A 16,255-nucleotide genomic window follows, 5' to 3' on the forward strand; every position below is an offset into this window, starting at 1 on the left:
GGCATGGATTGCTTCGCTCCGCTCGCAATGACGGAGGAAAGATCTACCTCGACGCCCAGTCGTCATTCCGGGGCGATGCGAAGCATCGAGCCCGGAATCCATTTCTCCACCGCGCATGCGGCCCGATGGATTCCGGGCCTGCGCCTTCGGCGCATCCCGGAATGACAGCGGTGGTTCACGCCGGCACATTGGGATCCGGCGTCACCTTCGGATCCGGCTTGTTCACGAGATAGAGGCCGATGATCACCAACAGCGCCGCGACGCCGAATACCGGCGTCAGGGTGTCATGCATGATGACATAGGCAGCGACGACGCCGAACAGCGGCGTGATGAAAGTGAAGGCCGACAGCTTGCTGGCGGAATACATCTTCACCATCGCAAACCAGATCACGAAGGTGCAACCCACCACCCAGATCGCCTGATACGCCATCAAGGCGAGCGACAGCGGGCTGGGAAAATGGGTGATGGTTTCGCCCGCAAGCCACGAGGCGATACCCAGGATCGGAATCGACAGGGCGACCTGATAGCCGAGCGCCTTTTCCGGCGCGGCCTTGCGTAGCGCTGTCCCCTTGGCGACCAGCGTGGTGGCCGCCCAAAGCGCGCCGCCGCCGACCACCATCAGATCGCCCAGCAAGACCTTGGCGTCGACATCCGGCTGCGGCACGCCGATCGCAAGCGCGACGCCGGCAAAGCTCAAGGCGAGCCCGCTCCATTGCAAGGCGGAGAGCCGCTCGCCGAGGAACTGATGGGAGCCGAATGCGACGAAGAACGGCGCCGTATAGAGGAAGACCGACGCGCGCGAGGCCGAGGTGAACACCAGGCCGCTGAAGATCAGCACGAACTCGATGCCGAACATCAACCCGGCGACCAGGCCGGCCAGAAGCGTGCCGTCGCGCTCGAAGAATTTGACGCCGCGCAGCCAGCCCACGATCAGCATCACCGGCAACGCGCCGGCGGAGCGGAACATCGCCTGCAGCATCGGCGGAATGTCGGGCAGCGCAAGCTTGACCGCGATCTGGTTGAATCCCCAGCTCACGCACAGCATCAGCATGATCGCGACCGCGCCCGGGGTGAGCGCGCGGCCGGTTGCGGCGACGCTGGAGATGGTTTGCGTTGACATGTTGCCTCGGTTTCCGGCTTGGCGCCGTGTTATCGTTTGGAATCCGGAGCAGGGGGCTTCCGGGTTTCATCTCTTTGTCTGAGCATGATCTTTTCGGAAAACGGGTTTCCACTTTTCCGGATCATGCTCAAATTCAATCAGACAACGGCCCTGGTTTCTTTCTGGCAATGCGCGCAAGTGCCGGCGATCTCGACCACCGACAACTTCGGCGCAAAGCCCGCGGCGCGCGCTGCGGCCTTCAGGCTCTGGGCCACCGGCGCCGCCGGGATTTCGCCGACTGCGCCGCAGCGATCGCAGATCAAAAACGCCACCATCGAAGTCTCGTCGTGATCATGCGCGCAGGCCAGAAACGCGTTCCGGCTTTCGATGCGGTGAACGAGGCCGTTCTCCATCAGGAAATCGAGCGCGCGGTAGACGGTGATCGGCGCCGGGCGCGGCATCGACTTGGCGAGCTCGTCGATCACCTCATAGGCGCCGAGCGGCCGGTGGCTGGACAATAGCGCCCCGAGCACCTGACGGCGGATCGGCGTGAACTTCTGCGCCCGCCGCGCGCAAACCTCCTCGGCATGCGCGATCCCTTCCGCAGTGCAGCGGCCGTGATCGTGGTCAGGTGCGGGAAATGTGGGTTTTGTCAACGTCATATGCACCATTTTAGCAGCCTGACCGGCGATCCCAAAGCCCCGGGGCTCGCCCCGTTCCCAGCCATGTTCTGGAAGCGGAGCTGCCTTCCGTTAACCGGACATGCGGAAATCATAAGCAAGCTTATTATAGCCAAAGCTTATGGAGGGTAGATTATGCCGGGGTCCGTCGACGCGAACTTCATGTTCACGCTCGGTGAATTGTTTCGCCTGATCCGCGTCTACGCCGACAAGGAGGCCGCGCGCTACGGAATCACCCGCGCGCAATGGGCGGTGCTGACCAAGGTCGAGCGCAGCGAGGGAATGAAGCAGACCGAGCTTGCCGAGTTGCTCGAGATGCAACCGATCACGCTGACCCGGCTGATCGACAAGCTCTGCGACAATGGCTGGATCGAGCGCCGCGGCGACGAGAATGACCGCAGAGTGAACCGCCTCTATCTGCGCAAGGCGGCGCGCCCGCTGCTCGCCAAGCTCGCCGGCCTTCGCTCCGAACTCACTGCAACCGCGCTGGAAGGCATCAGCCCCGCCGATGCCCACCGCCTGCTCGTCCAACTCGAATCTATCAAGGAAAACGTCCGCAATGCCATCCAAACCCCGGCCGGCGAATCTCCCAGAAAAGAGCAGCGCTATGGCTGATCCCGTACTGAAACTCGCGCCCGAGCAGAGGGACAATCCGGCTTCGTCCCCGGCGAAGACCGATCAGCCGCGCGGACTGGTGGCGGGCTTGCGACGCTATCGCCGATTCCTCCTCCTCGTCGTGTTGCCGCTGGTGGTGCTGGTCGGCGGCGTCGTCTTCTATCTCAACGGCGGCCGCTATGTGTCGACCGACGACGCCTATGTCGGCGCACAGAAGGTGCTGATCACCCCCGACATCTCCGGCAAGATCGAGAAGGTCGTGGTCAAGGAAGGCCAGCAGGTCAAGGAAGGCGACGTGCTGTTCGAGATCGACCCGGTGCCGTTCCGCCTCGCGGTCGACCAGGCCAAGGGGGCGCTCGATCAGGCACGCACGAACTATGACAACCTGGTCGCCAATATCAAAATCTACGGCCAGATGCTCGATCTGGCACAACGGGGGGTCGACCTGAAGCAGCGGGACGTCGACCGCAAGCAGTCGCTGGTGAAAAGCAATTTCGGTTCGCAGCTCGACCTCGACAACGCCGCGACGTCGCTGGTGACCGCGAGCGCGCAGGCCGAGTTCATCAAGCAGCAGATCTCCAGTTCCAAGGCGCAACTGCTCGGCGATCCCGACCTGCCGCTGGAGCAATTCCCACCTTATGCGCAGGCCAAGGCCAAGCTCGATGAGGCCCAGCGCAACCTCGACCACACCGTGATGCGCGCGCCGATGGCAGGCACCGCCACTCAGGTCGAGCAGATCCAGCTCGGCCGCTTCATCGCCGCCGGCACGCCGGTGTTCTCCATCATCGACGTGGCGAACCCCTGGGTCGACGCCAACCCGAAGGAATCAGACTTCACCTATGTCGCGGTCGGCCAGCCGGTCGACCTCGAGGTCGACGCGTTCCCGAACCATTTGTTCAAGGGCACGGTCGGCTCGCTCTCGCCCGGCACCGGCGCGCAATTCGCGATCCTGCCGCCGCAGAACGCGACCGGCAACTTCGTCAAGGTGGTGCAGCGCGTGCCGGTCAGGATCTATTTCGACAAGAACGACAAGATGGTGCGCAAATTGAAGGCGGGCATGAGCGTCTACGCCACCATCGACACCAATCATCGCCGCACGCTGTCCGGCCTGCTCGGCCTGTCCTCGGCCGCAGCGACCCACGAGCAGGACTAGGTCTAATGAAATCAGATCGAGTTGGTGCGGCATCGGAACTCGCCACCTCTCCTATCGGGAGAGGTCGGGTCGCATCGCAAGATGCGATCCGGGTGGGGGGTTACGCTCTCTCGTGGGACCTGATCCCCCTCACCCGCCCCTTCGGCGCGACCTCTCGCCGGCGGGGAGAGGTGGTGCCCGCGGCCCGACCGATTCAACCAACCAGCACCAGGCGATAGAACAGATGTCGACGGCGGCCCCCTCGCTCATCATGGTGCCCGGACTGCGCCGGAACATGGTGACGGTCTGCGCGATGACAGCGACCGTCATGCAGGCGCTGGACACCACCATCGCCAATGTCGCGCTGCCCTATATGCAGGGCACGCTGTCGGCATCGCAGGACCAGATCAACTGGGTGCTCACGTCCTACATCGTGGCGGCCGCGATCATGACCGCGCCGGTGGGATGGATCGCCAACCGGTTCGGCCGAAAGCGCATCTTCATCATCTGCTCCGCCGGCTTCACCGTGGCTTCCGTGCTGTGCGGCCTGGCGCAGGACATCAGCCAGATGGTGCTGTTCCGCCTGCTGCAGGGCGTGTTCGGCGCAGCGCTGGTGCCGCTGTCGCAAGCCGTGATGCTCGACTCCTACGCGCTGCACGAACGCGCCAAGGCGATGTCGATCTGGGGCATGGGCGTGATGATGGGGCCGATCATGGGACCCTCGCTCGGCGCCTGGCTGACCGAGACCTATTCCTGGCACTGGGTGTTCTTCGTCAACCTGCCCTTCGGGGCCATCACCGTGCTCGGCCTCATCATCTTCATGGACGAGACCAAGCAGAACCTGGAACTGCGCTTCGACTGGTTCGGCTTCGGCGCGCTCGCGGTCGCGATCGGCTCGCTGCAGCTTGCGCTCGACCGCGGCGAGCAGCTCGGCTGGCTCGAATCCAACGAGATCATCGCCGAGTTCATCATCAGCGGCATCGGTTTCTATTACTTCTTCGCCCATTCGTTCACGACGTCGAAGCCGTTCATCCGGTTCGAGCTGTTCAAGGACAGGAATTTCGTCGGCGGCTGCGTGTTCATGACCGTGATGGGGCTTGTGCTCTACTCGACCATGGCGCTGTCCTCGCCTTACCTGCAGAACGTGATCGGCTATCCCATCATCACCGCCGGTGTGCTGCTGGCGAGCCGCGGCTGCGGCACCTTCGTCGCGATGATGCTGGTCGGACGCATGATGCGCTTCATCGAGGCGCGCACGCTGATCATCTCCGGCCTGGCACTGACCGCCGCGTCGCTGTTCGTGATGACCGGCTGGACCGACCAGACCAGCGCAACCGAGATCGTGGTCGTGAGCATCGTCCAGGGTTTCGGCTTCGGACTGGTGTTCGTACCGCTCTCGACCGTGGCGTTCCTGAGCTTGCCCAATCACCTGCGCACTGACGGCACCTCGATGCTGACGCTGCTGCGCAACGTCGCCAGCTCGATCGGCATCTCCATCGTGATCGCGCAGCTCACGGAAGGCTCGCGGCGCATCTACGCGACGCTGTCCGAGCACATCACCCCCTTCAACCATGCACTGCAGATGCCCAATGTCAGTGGCATGATCAATCTCAACACCGACACCGGCCGCGCGATGGCGGATAAGATCGTCGCGGTGCAGGCGCAGATCATCGCGTTCGCCCACGACTACCAGCTCGTGATGGTGTTCATCCTGGCCTCGATCCCGCTTGCGATCATGATCGGTTCGACCAAGGCGGCGCTGCGGTCGCAGTCGCAGGCATCCTCGGACCATGCGGCGGTGATGGAGTAGTCGAGGCTCGCTCACGAAAGAGTTATTCCCGGCGCGGCCGCCCTGGTTGATGCGTCGACCAATCCTATCTCCCACCGATATCACTGGAGGTTGGAACATGGCGGGTTCAGCGCTGGTCGTGGGCGCAAGCGGTATCGTCGGCAATAATCTGGTCCGGCACCTGCGTCAGCAGGAGTGGCAGATCTACGCGCTGGCGCGCCGGCCACCAGCCAACATCGGCCTGCAGCCGGTGGCGGCGGACCTGCTGGACCCCGCATCGGTTCGCAAGGCGCTACAGGATCTGAGACCGACGGACGTGTTCATCAGCACGTGGTTGCGCCAGAACACCGAGGCCGAGAATATCAGGGTCAATTCTGCGATGGTGCGCAACCTGCTCGACGCGTTGTCGCCTGCAGGCTCGGTCAGGCATGTCGCGCTCGTGACCGGGCTGAAGCACTATCTTGGTCCGTTCGAAAATTACGGCAAGGGCAAGCTGCCCGCCACGCCGTTTCGGGAAGACCAGCCCCGGCTCGAGATCGAGAATTTCTACTACGCCCAGGAAGACGAAGTGTTCGCGGCGGCTGGTCGCGACGGCTTTGGCTGGAGCATCCATCGGCCGCACACCATCATCGGCTATGCCGTGGGCAACGCGATGAACATGGGCGTGACGCTCGCGGTCTACGCCACCATCTGCCGCGAGACCGGACGTCCGTTCCTGTTTCCGGGCTCCGCGACGCAGTGGAATGGTCTTACCGATATGACGGATGCGCGGCTGCTCGCACGCCATCTGGAATGGGCGGCGACAACGCCGGCCGCCCGCAATCAGGCGTTCAATGTCGTCAATGGCGACGTGTTTCGCTGGAGCTGGATGTGGCAGCGGCTGGCCGACTGGTTTGGACTAAAGCCGGCGTCATTTCAGGGCGAAGGAATTCCGCTGGAGCGACAATTGGCCGATGCGGGCCCGATCTGGTCCGACATCGCCAGAAAATATCGGCTGGCCGAGCCCGATCTCGGCGTGCTCACCTCGGCCTGGCATACCGACGCCGACCTCGGTCGCCCGATCGAGGTCGTTACCGATATGAGCAAGAGCCGCAAGCTCGGCTTTCTCGATTACCAAACAACCGATGATAGCTTCTTCGATCTGTTCGCGCGTTTACGCGACGAGCGTCTCATCCCGTAAGACCGGCTACGCAAGCGCATCGAGCCGGGAGTAGCTGTCTTCCATTCCGTGCTCCATGCCGGTCGCCAGCATCGCCTCCCGCGTCGCTGCATCCGGCAGCGTCATTCGCATCGTCATCAAGGTGCCGCTGCCGTCGGGCGCGAAAATGGTCTCGACGTGATTGTCCGGCGTCGGGTCCGGCAGATGCATGCGCTCGACGTGGACGATGCGGCTGAACGGCGCGAGCTCCAGATATTCGCCGGTCAGATAGAACCCGCCGCCTTCGCCATTGCTCCACTCGTAGCGGATCTTGCCGCCAGGACGGGCTTCGCTGATGCAGACCGGCATGGTCCAGCCCGGCGGACCGAGCAGCCATTTCTGCAAGAGTTCCGGCTCGGTATGGGCGCGATAGACGGCTTCTGGCGGCGCGGCGAAGCGGCGGGTGACGATGACATATCGATCGCCTTCGGTCTTCAGCGTCAGTCTGGTCATGGGAAGCCTTTCACTTCTCGGTTTTCATATCGGCCAGAACCTGGTCGAGCCGGTCGTAATTCGCGTTCAGGGCTTGCCGTAGCATCGAAAGCCACTGGTCGATCTCGGCCACGGCGGTCGGCGCGAGCCGGCACGGTCGCTTGGTGCCTTCAACGCGGCGAATGATCAGGCCCGCGCTTTCCAGCACCTTGAGATGGCGGGAGATGGCGGGCTGCGTCAGCTCGAACGGCTCGACCAGTTCCATGACGGTCGCTTCGCCCAGCGCAAGGCGAGCCAGGATGGCCCGGCGGGTCGGGTCGGCGAGCGCTGAAAAGGCGGCGTCGAGGTTTGGCATATCAAGCATCCATTATATAACTATATTATTATATAACCGAATGCTGATAGTCAAGGGCCGTGGCCCGGGTGGAGCGAAGCGCAACCCGGGACATCTGGATCAACGTTTGTGAGCGGCCCCGGGTTACGCTGGCGCTCCACCCGGGCTACGGCGCTCCAGCTGGCACGCGGCAGCGTCAGCCGGCGATCTCGGTGAGTTCATCGACGGCGAGCAGCGCTTCCGAGCAATCATCGTCGCGGAAGTAGGCGCTGCGGGTGAACAGCACGGGAATGCCGGCGCGCGAGGCCGCGATTAATCCGTTGCGCGAGTCCTCGATGGCTATGCAGCGGGAAGCAGGGAGCGACAGTCGCGCCAGCATCATGAGATAGACGTCGGGTGCCGGCTTCTTCTCGGGCACATCGTCACCCGCGACGATCGCCTCGAACCACTCGGCCCAATCCTCGCCCAGCGCCACCAACAATAGCGCATCGATATTGGCACGCGAGGTCGTCGTCGCGATCGCCAGCCGCTGGCTGCGCCGTCGTGCCTTTCGCAGCAAAGCCTCCACGCCCGGCCGCAACGGGCAGCCGCCCGTTGCGATCAGTTCGGCATAACGCGCGGTCTTGATCTGGTGCAGCTCCGCGATCTCGCGCGTCGACAGCAGCGGCATGGTTCGCTTGCGCATGGCAAATGCGCGGATCCGCTCCTTGCCTCCGGCGACGCGCAGCAACTGTCCGTAGGTGGCTTGGTCCCAGTACCAGTTGAGGCCTGCGCGCGAGAACGCCTCGTTGAAGGCGCGGCGGTGCACCTCCTCGGTCTCGGCCATTGTGCCGTCGACGTCAAAGATCAGTGCGCGGGCGCGGGCAAGGAGGTCTCCGAAGGTCGCCGCCCGCACGGCTGTCAGCGTCTCGCTCATGTCTCCTTGTCCGTCGCGCCTTTCGAAAAGACCCGGCTCGCCAGCACATCGCCGGCCTCGATCGACATCACGTCGTCGGCCGTGAGCACCCGGTCGAGCCGGGAGACGATGCGGTTGGCCTGGCGGAGCCGGATGCGATCCAGCGCATTGCGGATCGAGCGCGCGTTGGAGAACAGCGGCTGAGTCTTGCGCACGGCGATGTAGCGGATGAAGGCATCGCGCGCCGCCGCTGAGAAGTGGTAGTTCTGCTGCTGCAACATCAACTCGGCGATCGCGAGCAACTCGGGGTCCGAATAGTCGGGGAAGTCGATGTGATGGGCGATGCGGGAACGAAAACCCGGATTGCTCTGGAAGAATTTTTCCATGCGGTCGCCATAGCCGGCGAGGATCACGACCAGATCCTCGCGCTGCTGCTCCATGATCTGCAACAGGATCTCGATCGCCTCCTGGCCGTAGTCGCGCTCATTGTCGGGGCGATAGAGGTAGTAGGCCTCGTCAATGAACAGCACGCCGCCCATCGCCTTCTTCAAGATCTCCTTCGTCTTTGGTGCGGTGTGGCCGATATATTGCCCGACCAGGTCGTCGCGAGTGACGCTGATGACGTGGCCGCGGCGCACGAAGCCGAGCCGGTGCAGGATGCTGGCCATCCGCATTGCTACCGTAGTCTTGCCGGTGCCAGGATTGCCGGTGAAGGACATATGCAGGGTCGGAAAGGTGGTGGCGAGCGCCATCTTCTGCCTGATGCGCTCCACCAGCAGCAGCGCTGCGATCTCGCGAATGCGCGTCTTCACTGGCGCCAGGCCGATCAACTCGGAATCGAGCTGGTCGAGCACGGCGCCGATGCCAAGGTCGGCGAATTCGCGGCGGAGATCGACGGCCTCCAGCGGGGCTTCGTCAGTCTGTGGCTGTGGTTGCGTCATCCTGCTCTCGTGTCGAAAAGCTCCGTCGCCGCAACCTGGCGACGACGGAGAAGTGCATCCGGACCAGGTCGGCCGAGGGAGCCACCCGCCTGGCTTGAACCGGACGCGGTTAACGGTCTGCGTAACGCTCGCCTTCAGGCCGCTCCGCCGCATAGGCATGCGTCGAATAGCGGAGGTTGCGACCGACGGATTCCTGCCGGTCGAGCCGGAAGCCGGGCTCGTTCGTGGGCCGATTGACGATGAAGGAGATGCGCACGGACTCCCATCCGTGGCTCGAATCGAAGCCGGAGATCCGGATATAGCGGTCGCCATACACGCGCCGGCATTCGCCGAGCTCCCGCATGATACCCGCGGCGTCGCGCAGATCGAACATCGGCAGGCCCCACATCTCCCAATAGGTGTTGCGGGGATGCGGATCGTCGGTGAATTCGATGTTAACAGCCCAGCCCCTGTCGAGGCAGTACTGCACCTGTGCCGTGATCTGCTCGTCGGTGAGATCGGGCAGGAAGGAGAAGCAGCCCTGGGTTATGCGCATGATGTACCCCTTTCAGACCGCGACGCTCGGCGTCGGAACGAAGTCCGGCGCATCGGTCGATTCATAGTTGAAGGTGACGTCCTTCCAGACCTCGAGCGCCTCGCGCAGCGGTGTGCAGCTTTGCGCCGCCTTGGCCAGGATCTCTGGACCTTCATGGACGTAGTCGCGCCCCTCGTTGCGGGCGAGGATCATCGCTTCCAGCGCGACGCGGTTGGCGGTGGCACCCGCCTGGATGCCCTGCGGGTGACCAATGGTGCCGCCGCCGAACTGCAGCACGACGTCCTCGCCCAGGAGGTCGAGCAGCTGATGCATCTGCCCGGCATGGATGCCGCCCGAGGCCACCGGCATCAGCTTGTTGAGGCTGGCCCAATTCTGGTCGAAGAACACGCCGTGCTCGAGCTGCATCGGATTGAAGTCTTCGCGGCAGATATCGTAGTAGCCGCGCGTGGTGTTCGGATCGCCCTCGAGCTTGCCGACCACAGTGCCGGCGTGAATATGATCCACGCCCGCGAGCCGCATCCATTTTGCGATGACGCGGAACGAGACGCCATGCGACCGTTGCCGGGTGTAGGTGGAATGGCCGGCGCGATGCAGATGCAGGATCATGTCGTTCTTGCGCGCCCATTTCGCCATCGACTGGATCGCGGTGTAGCCGATCACAAGATCGATCATGACGATGGTCGAGCCGAGTTCGCGGGCGAAATCGGCGCGCTCGTACATGTCCTCCATGGTCGCCGCGGTGACGTTGAGATAGGTGCCCTTGATCTCGCCGGTCGCGGCCTGCGCGCGGTTGACCGCCTCCATGCAGTAGAGGAAGCGCTCCCGCCAGTGCATGAAGGGCTGCGAGTTGATGTTTTCGTCGTCCTTGGTGAAATCGAGCCCACCCTTCAGCGCTTCGTAGACGACGCGGCCGTAGTTGCGGCCGGAGAGGCCGAGCTTCGGCTTCACAGTCGCGCCGAGCAAGGGACGCCCGAACTTGTCGAGCCGCTCGCGCTCGACCACGATGCCGGTCGCGGGGCCCTGGAACGTCTTCACATAGGCAACGGGAAGCCGCATGTCCTCGAGCCGCAGCGCCTTCAGCGGCTTGAAGCCGAAGACGTTGCCGATGATCGACGCGGTGAGATTCGCGATCGAGCCCGGCTCGAACAGATCGAGGTCATAGGCGATGTAGGCGAAATAGCTGCCTGGCGAACCCGGCACCGGATCGACGCGGTAGCATTTCGCGCGATATTTTTCCGCCGCCGTCAGACGATCGGTCCACACCACGGTCCAGGTCGCGGTCGAGGATTCGCCTGCTACCGCCGCGCAGGCTTCGGTCGGATCGACGCCGTCCTGCGGCGTGACGCGGAACAACGCGATGACGTCCGTGTCCTTGGGCTGGTAGTCGGGCTCCCAATAGCCCATGCGCTTGTATTCGAGCACACCGGATTTGTAGCGATCCTTGCCGCGCAGGGTCATCGACTGCATGTTCATATGGTCCTCCTGAAAACTTTCTGGCGTGCCCCTCACGCTGCTTCGGTCATCGCCCCAATTTGCGGATCGAGCGCGCCGGCGCGGTAGCGCCTCGCCATCTCGGACAGCGGAATCACCTTGATCTTCGCGGCATTGCCCGCCGTGCCGAACTGCTCGAAGCGGTCGCGGCAGAGGTCACGCAAAGCCTCCATCGCGGGTTTCAAGAATTTGCGGGGATCGAATTCGCTTTTCGATTGAGTCGCGACCTTGCGGAAGGCCGCGGCCATCGCGAGCCGGCAATCGGTATCGATATTGACCTTGCGGACGCCGTGCTTGATGCCGCGGACGATCTCCTCGACCGGCACGCCCCAGGTCTGCGGCATCTCGCCGCCGAACTGGTTGAACATGTCCTGCAATGGCTGCGGCACCGAGGACGAGCCGTGCATCACCAGATGCGTATTCGGCAGCCGCTGATGTATCTCCTCCACCACGCGCATCGCGAGGATGTCACCGTCGGGCCGCCGCGTGAACTTGTAGGCGCCATGCGAGGTGCCCATTGCGATCGCGAGCGCATCCACCTTGGTGGCGCGGACGAAATCGACCGCCTGGTCCGGATCGGTGAGGAGCTTGTCATGGCTGACCTTGCCCTCGACGCCATGGCCGTCCTCCTGCTCGCCGCCGCCATGCTCGAGCGAGCCGAGCACGCCGAGCTCGCCCTCGACGGAGGCGCCGACCCAATGCGCGATGTCGACGACGCGGCGGGTAATGTCAACGTTATAGTCATAATCGGCTGCCGTCTTGGCATCGGCCTTCAGCGAGCCGTCCATCATCACCGACGTGAAGCCATAGCGGATCGCGGTGGCGCAGGTGGATTCCTCGTTGCCATGATCGAGATGCAGGCACAGCGGCACGTCCGGATACATCTCCTCGAGCGCATCGATCATCTTCGACAGCATGATGTCACCCGTATAGGCGCGCGCGCCGCGTGAGGCCTGGATGATGACGGGCGCATCGCAGGCCGACGCCGCCTCCATGATCGCAAGGCCCTGCTCCATATTGTTGATGTTGAAAGCGGGCACGCCGTAGCCGCGCTCGGCGGCATGATCCAGCAGTTGCCTCAAGGTTATACGCGCCATGCTTATTTCCTTTCGCTTGCGTGCTGGATCACGCGCCTGGCCGCAGCCGCGACGGCGGCCGGCGTAATGCCGAACTCGCGGTAGAGCACATCAGCGGGCGCGGAGGCGCCGAAACCGTTCATGCCCACGAACTCGCCATCATCGCCAAGCCAGCGCGCCCAATCGCCCTCGATCGCGGCCTCGACGCCGACACGTGGCGCATCGCCCAGCACCTTGGCCTGGTAGTCGCGCGGCTGCTTCCGGAACAGATCGAAGCACGGGGCGGAAACGACGGCGGCACGGACATTCTCACTTCCGAGCAGCTTGGCCGCTTCGAGCGCGATCGAGACTTCTGAGCCGGTTGCAATCAGCGTGACGTCACGGCCTCCATCCGGCTCGATCGCCACATAGGCGCCAAGCGCGACGTGGTTGGTATCGGTAACATCGCGAAAAGCGGTCAGCGCCTGCCGCGACAGGCACAGGATCGACGGCGAGGTTTCGGCCTTCAGCGCGCAGTCCCAGGCTTCCGCGGTCTCGATCGGATCGGCGGGGCGAAACACCAGGAGATTGGGGATCGCACGGAGCGCGGCGAGATGCTCGACCGGCTGGTGCGTCGGACCGTCCTCGCCCAGTCCGATCGAATCGTGCGTCATGACGTGGATGACGCGGACGCCCATCAGCGCAGCGAGCCGGATCGCGGGGCGGCTATAGTCGGCGAATGCGAGGAATGTTCCGCCGTAGGGGACGAAGCCGCCGTGCAACGCGATGCCGTTCATCGCCGCCGCCATGGCGTGCTCGCGGACGCCGTAATGGATATAGCTGCCGTGCAGCCAGCCCGACCGCACTGGCACCTGTGATTTCGCCAGCGTGAGATTGGAGTGCGTCAGGTCGGCCGAGCCGCCGAGCAGGTTCGGCAGCGCTTCGGCGATCACATCGATCACCTGCTGCGACGCCTGCCGTGTCGCAAGCTTGGGACGCTCGGCCGCGAAACGCTCCTTCAGCTTCGCCATCGCCTCGGTATAGGCGCCGGGCAGCTTTTTGTTCAGCGCATCGTGGAACGGCGACCTGCCGCCGCCATTGCAGGCGCTCCGTGAACGCTCGATCCAGGCGCGGCGCGCCGCCCGGCCGCGTGCGCCGATCTCGCGCCATTCGGCAAGCACGGCTGGCGGAACTTCAAATGGCTCGTAGCGCCAATCGAGCGCTGCCCGCGTTTTGGCGACCTCGTCCGATCCGAGCGGTGCACCGTGAACCTTCTCGCTGCCTTCCCGGTTCGGCGCGCCGAAGCCGATCACGGTCTGGCAGGCGATCAGCGACGGCAGGTCACTCTTCCTGGCTTCATCGATCGCCCTCGCAACCGCTTGCGGATCATGGCCGTCGATCCGGCAGGCCGACCAGCCGGAGGCCCTGAAACGCGCGAGCTGATGGTCGGAACAGGACAGTGACGTCGCGCCGTCGATCGAGATCCGGTTGTCGTCGAACAGCACGATCAGCCGGTTCAACCGCAAATGCCCGGCGAGCGAGATCGCCTCGTGGCTGATGCCTTCCATCAGACAGCCATCGCCGGCGATGACATAGGTGAAGTGGTCGACGAGTTCGTCGCCGAACCGCGCATTCATCAATCGCTCGGCGAGCGCCATGCCGACGGCGGTCGCGATGCCCTGCCCGAGCGGGCCGGTCGTCGTCTCCACGCCGGGCGTGTGGCCATATTCGGGATGGCCTGGAGTCGCCGATCCCCACTGGCGGAAGGCCTTGAGCTGATCCAGCGTGACGCCTTCATAGCCGGTCAGATGCAGCAGCGCGTAGAGCAGCATCGAGCCATGGCCGGCCGAGAGCACGAAACGGTCGCGGTCGGGCCAGGCCGGATCATCGGGGTCGAATTTGAGGAAGCGCGAAAACAGCACGGTCGCAACACCGGCCATGCCCATCGGCATGCCGGGATGCCCGGACTTCGCCTTCTCCACGGCATCGATGGCGAGGAAGCGGATGGCGTTCGCCATCTCGGCATGGCTGACTTGGGTGCGGCTGGCCACAGACGCAAGTGCGGTCATATCGTTCGCCTCTTTCGTTCCATCAGTTGCAGAATCAGCGGGGTGAGGATGAGCTGCATCGCCAGGTCGAGTTTGGCGCCGTGGATCACGATCGAATTGGCGCGCGACATAAAGCTGTGCGGGATCATCGAGAGCAGATAGGGAAAATCGATGCCACGCGGATTCTTCAGCCGGATCACGACCATCGATTCGTCCGGCGTCGGGATCCAGCGCGCGATGAACGGGTTCGACGTGTCGACCGTCGGCACGCGCTGGAAGTTGATGTCGGTCTCGGTGAACTGCGGGCAGATGTAGTTCACATAATCAGGCATGCGCCGCAGGATGGTGTCGGTCACTGCCTCCGTGGAATAGCCGCGGTGGCTGCGATCGCGATGCAGCTTCTGGATCCATTCGAGATTGATGACGGGGACGACGCCGATCTTGAGGTCGGCATATTTGGCAACATTCACCTTCTCGGTGACGACGGCGCCATGCAGGCCCTCATAGAACAGCAGATCGGAACTCTCCGGCAACGACTCCCACTTGGTGAAAGTGCCGGGATCGCCGCCGTAGAGCCGCGCCTCCTGCTCGTCGTGCACATAGTGCCGCGTCGTCCCAGTGCCGGACTCGCTATAGTCGCGGAACAGTTTTTCGAGTTCCTCGAACAAATTGGTTTCGGGGCTGAAATGGCTGAAATGCTTGTTGCCGCGCTCGGCCTCCTCAACCATCTTGCTGCGCATCTCGGCGCGATCGTAACGGTGGAAGGCATCGCCTTCGACATAGGCGGCGCTGACATTCTCGCGCCGGAAGATGTTCTCGAAGGTCTTCCTGACCGATGTCGTTCCGGCGCCGGAAGAACCTGTGACCGATATGATGGGGTGACGCCGCGACATGCCGGCCTCCTTCAGCGAAACAGTCCGCGGCGCGCGAACAACGGCGCGTCGGCGTTTTCGAACAGCGGCTCGACGCCCTCGTGCATCATATCGATGTCGCGCACGGTGCGCGGCGATCCCATGATCAAGGGCACCCGCTGGTGCGGCGTCCGCGCCGAAAGTTCGAGAATGCGGGCGCGCCCGCTGGAGGCGGCGCCATCAGCCCATTCCATGATCAGCGCCACGGGATGGGCTTCGTAGAGCAGGCGCAGGCGGCCTTCGCGGTAGGCCGGGCGCGCATCGGCTGGATAGAGAAACACGCCGCCACGGACCAGGATGCGGTAGGCTTCCGCCACCAATGAGCCGATCCAGCGCATGTTGAAGTCGCGGCCGCGTTCGCCATTGGCGCCGGCGAGGCATTCGTCGATATAGCCGCGCACCGCGCCGCTCCAGTGCCGGCGATTGGAGGCGTTGATCGCGAACTCCGGCGTATCGGGCGGAATCCGGATACCGCGCCCGGTCAGCACGAATTCGCGCCGCGGCGGATACAGAGTGAAGACGTCGACGCGCTGGTCCAGCGCCAGCACCAGCACGGTCTGCGGGCCGTAGATGAAACAGCCGGCGGCAATCTGCGCGGTGCCGGGCTCGAAGAAGGTCGAGAGGATGTCGCGCGCCTTGGGCCGGATGGAAAAGATGGTGCCGACCGAGATGTTGTTCGCAAGGTTGGCCGAGCCGTCGAGCGGATCGATCGCGACACAGAGCGGCGCCTCGGCGTCGAGCGTCTCCGGCAGTTCCACTTCCTCCGAGAGCACGGCGGCCACCGGCGCTGTGCGCAGGGCGTCGCGCATCAGCCGATCTGCGACAACATCGATGTCCTTTTGGGTGTCGCCGGCCGGATTGACCGCACCGTCACGGCCGGTGATGCCGACCAGCGGGCCCGAGGCGATGACGCCTGCGAGTTCGACCGCGGCCGCGGCCAGCGCCTCGACCACCGCCACGGCTGCCGCGCGGACGGTGTCCTGACGCGCGGGGTCGTCGAGATAGGCCTGCAATGCAGGAAGATGATCCACGGCCGCTCTCCCGTTCACCGAGCCCTCTCGACGGGGCTTCGCTTGAAGCGGCTCCGGAGCGGAGTCGCT

General features: G+C 64.0%; 16 protein-coding genes. 4 read left to right on the forward strand and 12 right to left on the reverse strand.

The features are described 5' to 3' along the window. Nucleotides 1–175: 175 nt before the first annotated feature. Together ACZIRK_RS25980 and ACZIRK_RS25985 are read right to left on the reverse strand one after the other, a co-directional pair. Nucleotides 176–1,051 carry a DMT family transporter gene (locus tag ACZIRK_RS25980; RefSeq protein WP_130225392.1) on the reverse strand — a complete coding sequence of 292 codons (876 nt, stop codon included), beginning with the start codon at nt 1,049–1,051 and terminating at the stop codon, nt 176–178. A 206-nt stretch (nt 1,052–1,257) separates the two neighbouring features. Next, nucleotides 1,258–1,761 carry a Fur family transcriptional regulator gene (locus tag ACZIRK_RS25985; RefSeq protein ID WP_130225391.1) on the reverse strand — a complete coding sequence of 168 codons (504 nt, stop codon included), beginning with the start codon at nt 1,759–1,761 and terminating at the stop codon, nt 1,258–1,260. 153 nt (nt 1,762–1,914) lie between these two features. Between ACZIRK_RS25985 and ACZIRK_RS25990 the strand changes: the two genes are divergently transcribed. From ACZIRK_RS25990 to ACZIRK_RS26005, 4 genes are all read left to right on the forward strand, one after another. After that, on the forward strand, nt 1,915–2,394 hold the full coding sequence (locus ACZIRK_RS25990; protein WP_207231001.1) for a MarR family winged helix-turn-helix transcriptional regulator: 480 nt from the start codon (nt 1,915–1,917) through the stop codon (nt 2,392–2,394). Beyond that, entirely contained in the window at nt 2,387–3,547 is a 1,161-nt protein-coding gene (locus ACZIRK_RS25995) for an HlyD family secretion protein (RefSeq protein ID WP_130225377.1), read from the forward strand. The genes ACZIRK_RS25990 and ACZIRK_RS25995 overlap by 8 nt, the downstream gene beginning before the upstream one ends. Before the next feature lie 223 nt (nt 3,548–3,770). After that, nucleotides 3,771–5,336 (forward strand): MDR family MFS transporter, encoded by a 1,566-nt coding sequence (locus ACZIRK_RS26000; protein WP_130225376.1) that lies wholly within the window; start codon nt 3,771–3,773, stop codon nt 5,334–5,336. Nucleotides 5,337–5,433: 97 nt separating this feature from the next. Further along, nucleotides 5,434–6,495: an SDR family oxidoreductase gene (locus ACZIRK_RS26005; protein WP_130225375.1), complete on the forward strand. Its 1,062-nt coding sequence runs from the start codon at nt 5,434–5,436 to the stop codon at nt 6,493–6,495. 6 nt (nt 6,496–6,501) lie between these two features. Here ACZIRK_RS26005 and ACZIRK_RS26010 read toward each other — a convergent pair whose 3' ends face one another. The 10 genes from ACZIRK_RS26010 to ACZIRK_RS26055 all read right to left on the reverse strand — a co-directional run bounded on the left by ACZIRK_RS26010 (nt 6,502) and on the right by ACZIRK_RS26055 (nt 16,186). Continuing rightward, the gene (locus ACZIRK_RS26010; protein WP_463328366.1) at nt 6,502–6,966 is read right to left on the reverse strand and encodes an SRPBCC domain-containing protein; all 465 of its coding nucleotides are present in this window, start codon (nt 6,964–6,966) and stop codon (nt 6,502–6,504) included. A 10-nt stretch (nt 6,967–6,976) separates the two neighbouring features. Further along, nucleotides 6,977–7,300: an ArsR/SmtB family transcription factor gene (locus tag ACZIRK_RS26015; RefSeq protein ID WP_130225373.1), complete on the reverse strand. Its 324-nt coding sequence runs from the start codon at nt 7,298–7,300 to the stop codon at nt 6,977–6,979. 175 nt (nt 7,301–7,475) lie between these two features. Then, on the reverse strand, nt 7,476–8,195 hold the full coding sequence (locus ACZIRK_RS26020) for an HAD family hydrolase (protein ID WP_130225372.1): 720 nt from the start codon (nt 8,193–8,195) through the stop codon (nt 7,476–7,478). Then, complete coding sequence (gene cbbX / locus ACZIRK_RS26025) at nt 8,192–9,115, reverse strand: CbbX protein (RefSeq protein ID WP_130225371.1); 924 nt, start codon at nt 9,113–9,115, stop codon at nt 8,192–8,194. The genes ACZIRK_RS26020 and cbbX overlap by 4 nt, the downstream gene beginning before the upstream one ends. A 109-nt stretch (nt 9,116–9,224) precedes the next feature. Next, nucleotides 9,225–9,650: a ribulose bisphosphate carboxylase small subunit gene (locus tag ACZIRK_RS26030; RefSeq protein ID WP_130225370.1), complete on the reverse strand. Its 426-nt coding sequence runs from the start codon at nt 9,648–9,650 to the stop codon at nt 9,225–9,227. Nucleotides 9,651–9,662: 12 nt separating this feature from the next. Then, a complete protein-coding gene (locus ACZIRK_RS26035; protein WP_130225369.1) occupies nt 9,663–11,123 on the reverse strand; it encodes a form I ribulose bisphosphate carboxylase large subunit in 1,461 nt (486 codons plus the stop codon). Between the two features lie 32 nt (nt 11,124–11,155). Beyond that, entirely contained in the window at nt 11,156–12,238 is a 1,083-nt protein-coding gene (gene fba, locus ACZIRK_RS26040) for a class II fructose-bisphosphate aldolase (protein WP_130225368.1), read from the reverse strand. Between the two features lie 2 nt (nt 12,239–12,240). Beyond that, on the reverse strand, nt 12,241–14,265 hold the full coding sequence (gene tkt, locus ACZIRK_RS26045) for a transketolase (protein WP_463328367.1): 2,025 nt from the start codon (nt 14,263–14,265) through the stop codon (nt 12,241–12,243). Beyond that, the gene (locus tag ACZIRK_RS26050) at nt 14,262–15,137 is read right to left on the reverse strand and encodes a phosphoribulokinase (protein ID WP_130225367.1); all 876 of its coding nucleotides are present in this window, start codon (nt 15,135–15,137) and stop codon (nt 14,262–14,264) included. The genes tkt and ACZIRK_RS26050 overlap by 4 nt, the downstream gene beginning before the upstream one ends. Before the next feature lie 11 nt (nt 15,138–15,148). After that, nucleotides 15,149–16,186 carry a class 1 fructose-bisphosphatase gene (locus ACZIRK_RS26055; RefSeq protein ID WP_456641493.1) on the reverse strand — a complete coding sequence of 346 codons (1,038 nt, stop codon included), beginning with the start codon at nt 16,184–16,186 and terminating at the stop codon, nt 15,149–15,151. Between the last annotated feature and the right edge of the window lie 69 nt (nt 16,187–16,255).

The sequence above is a fragment of the Bradyrhizobium sp. Leo114 genome, from assembly GCF_055229415.2.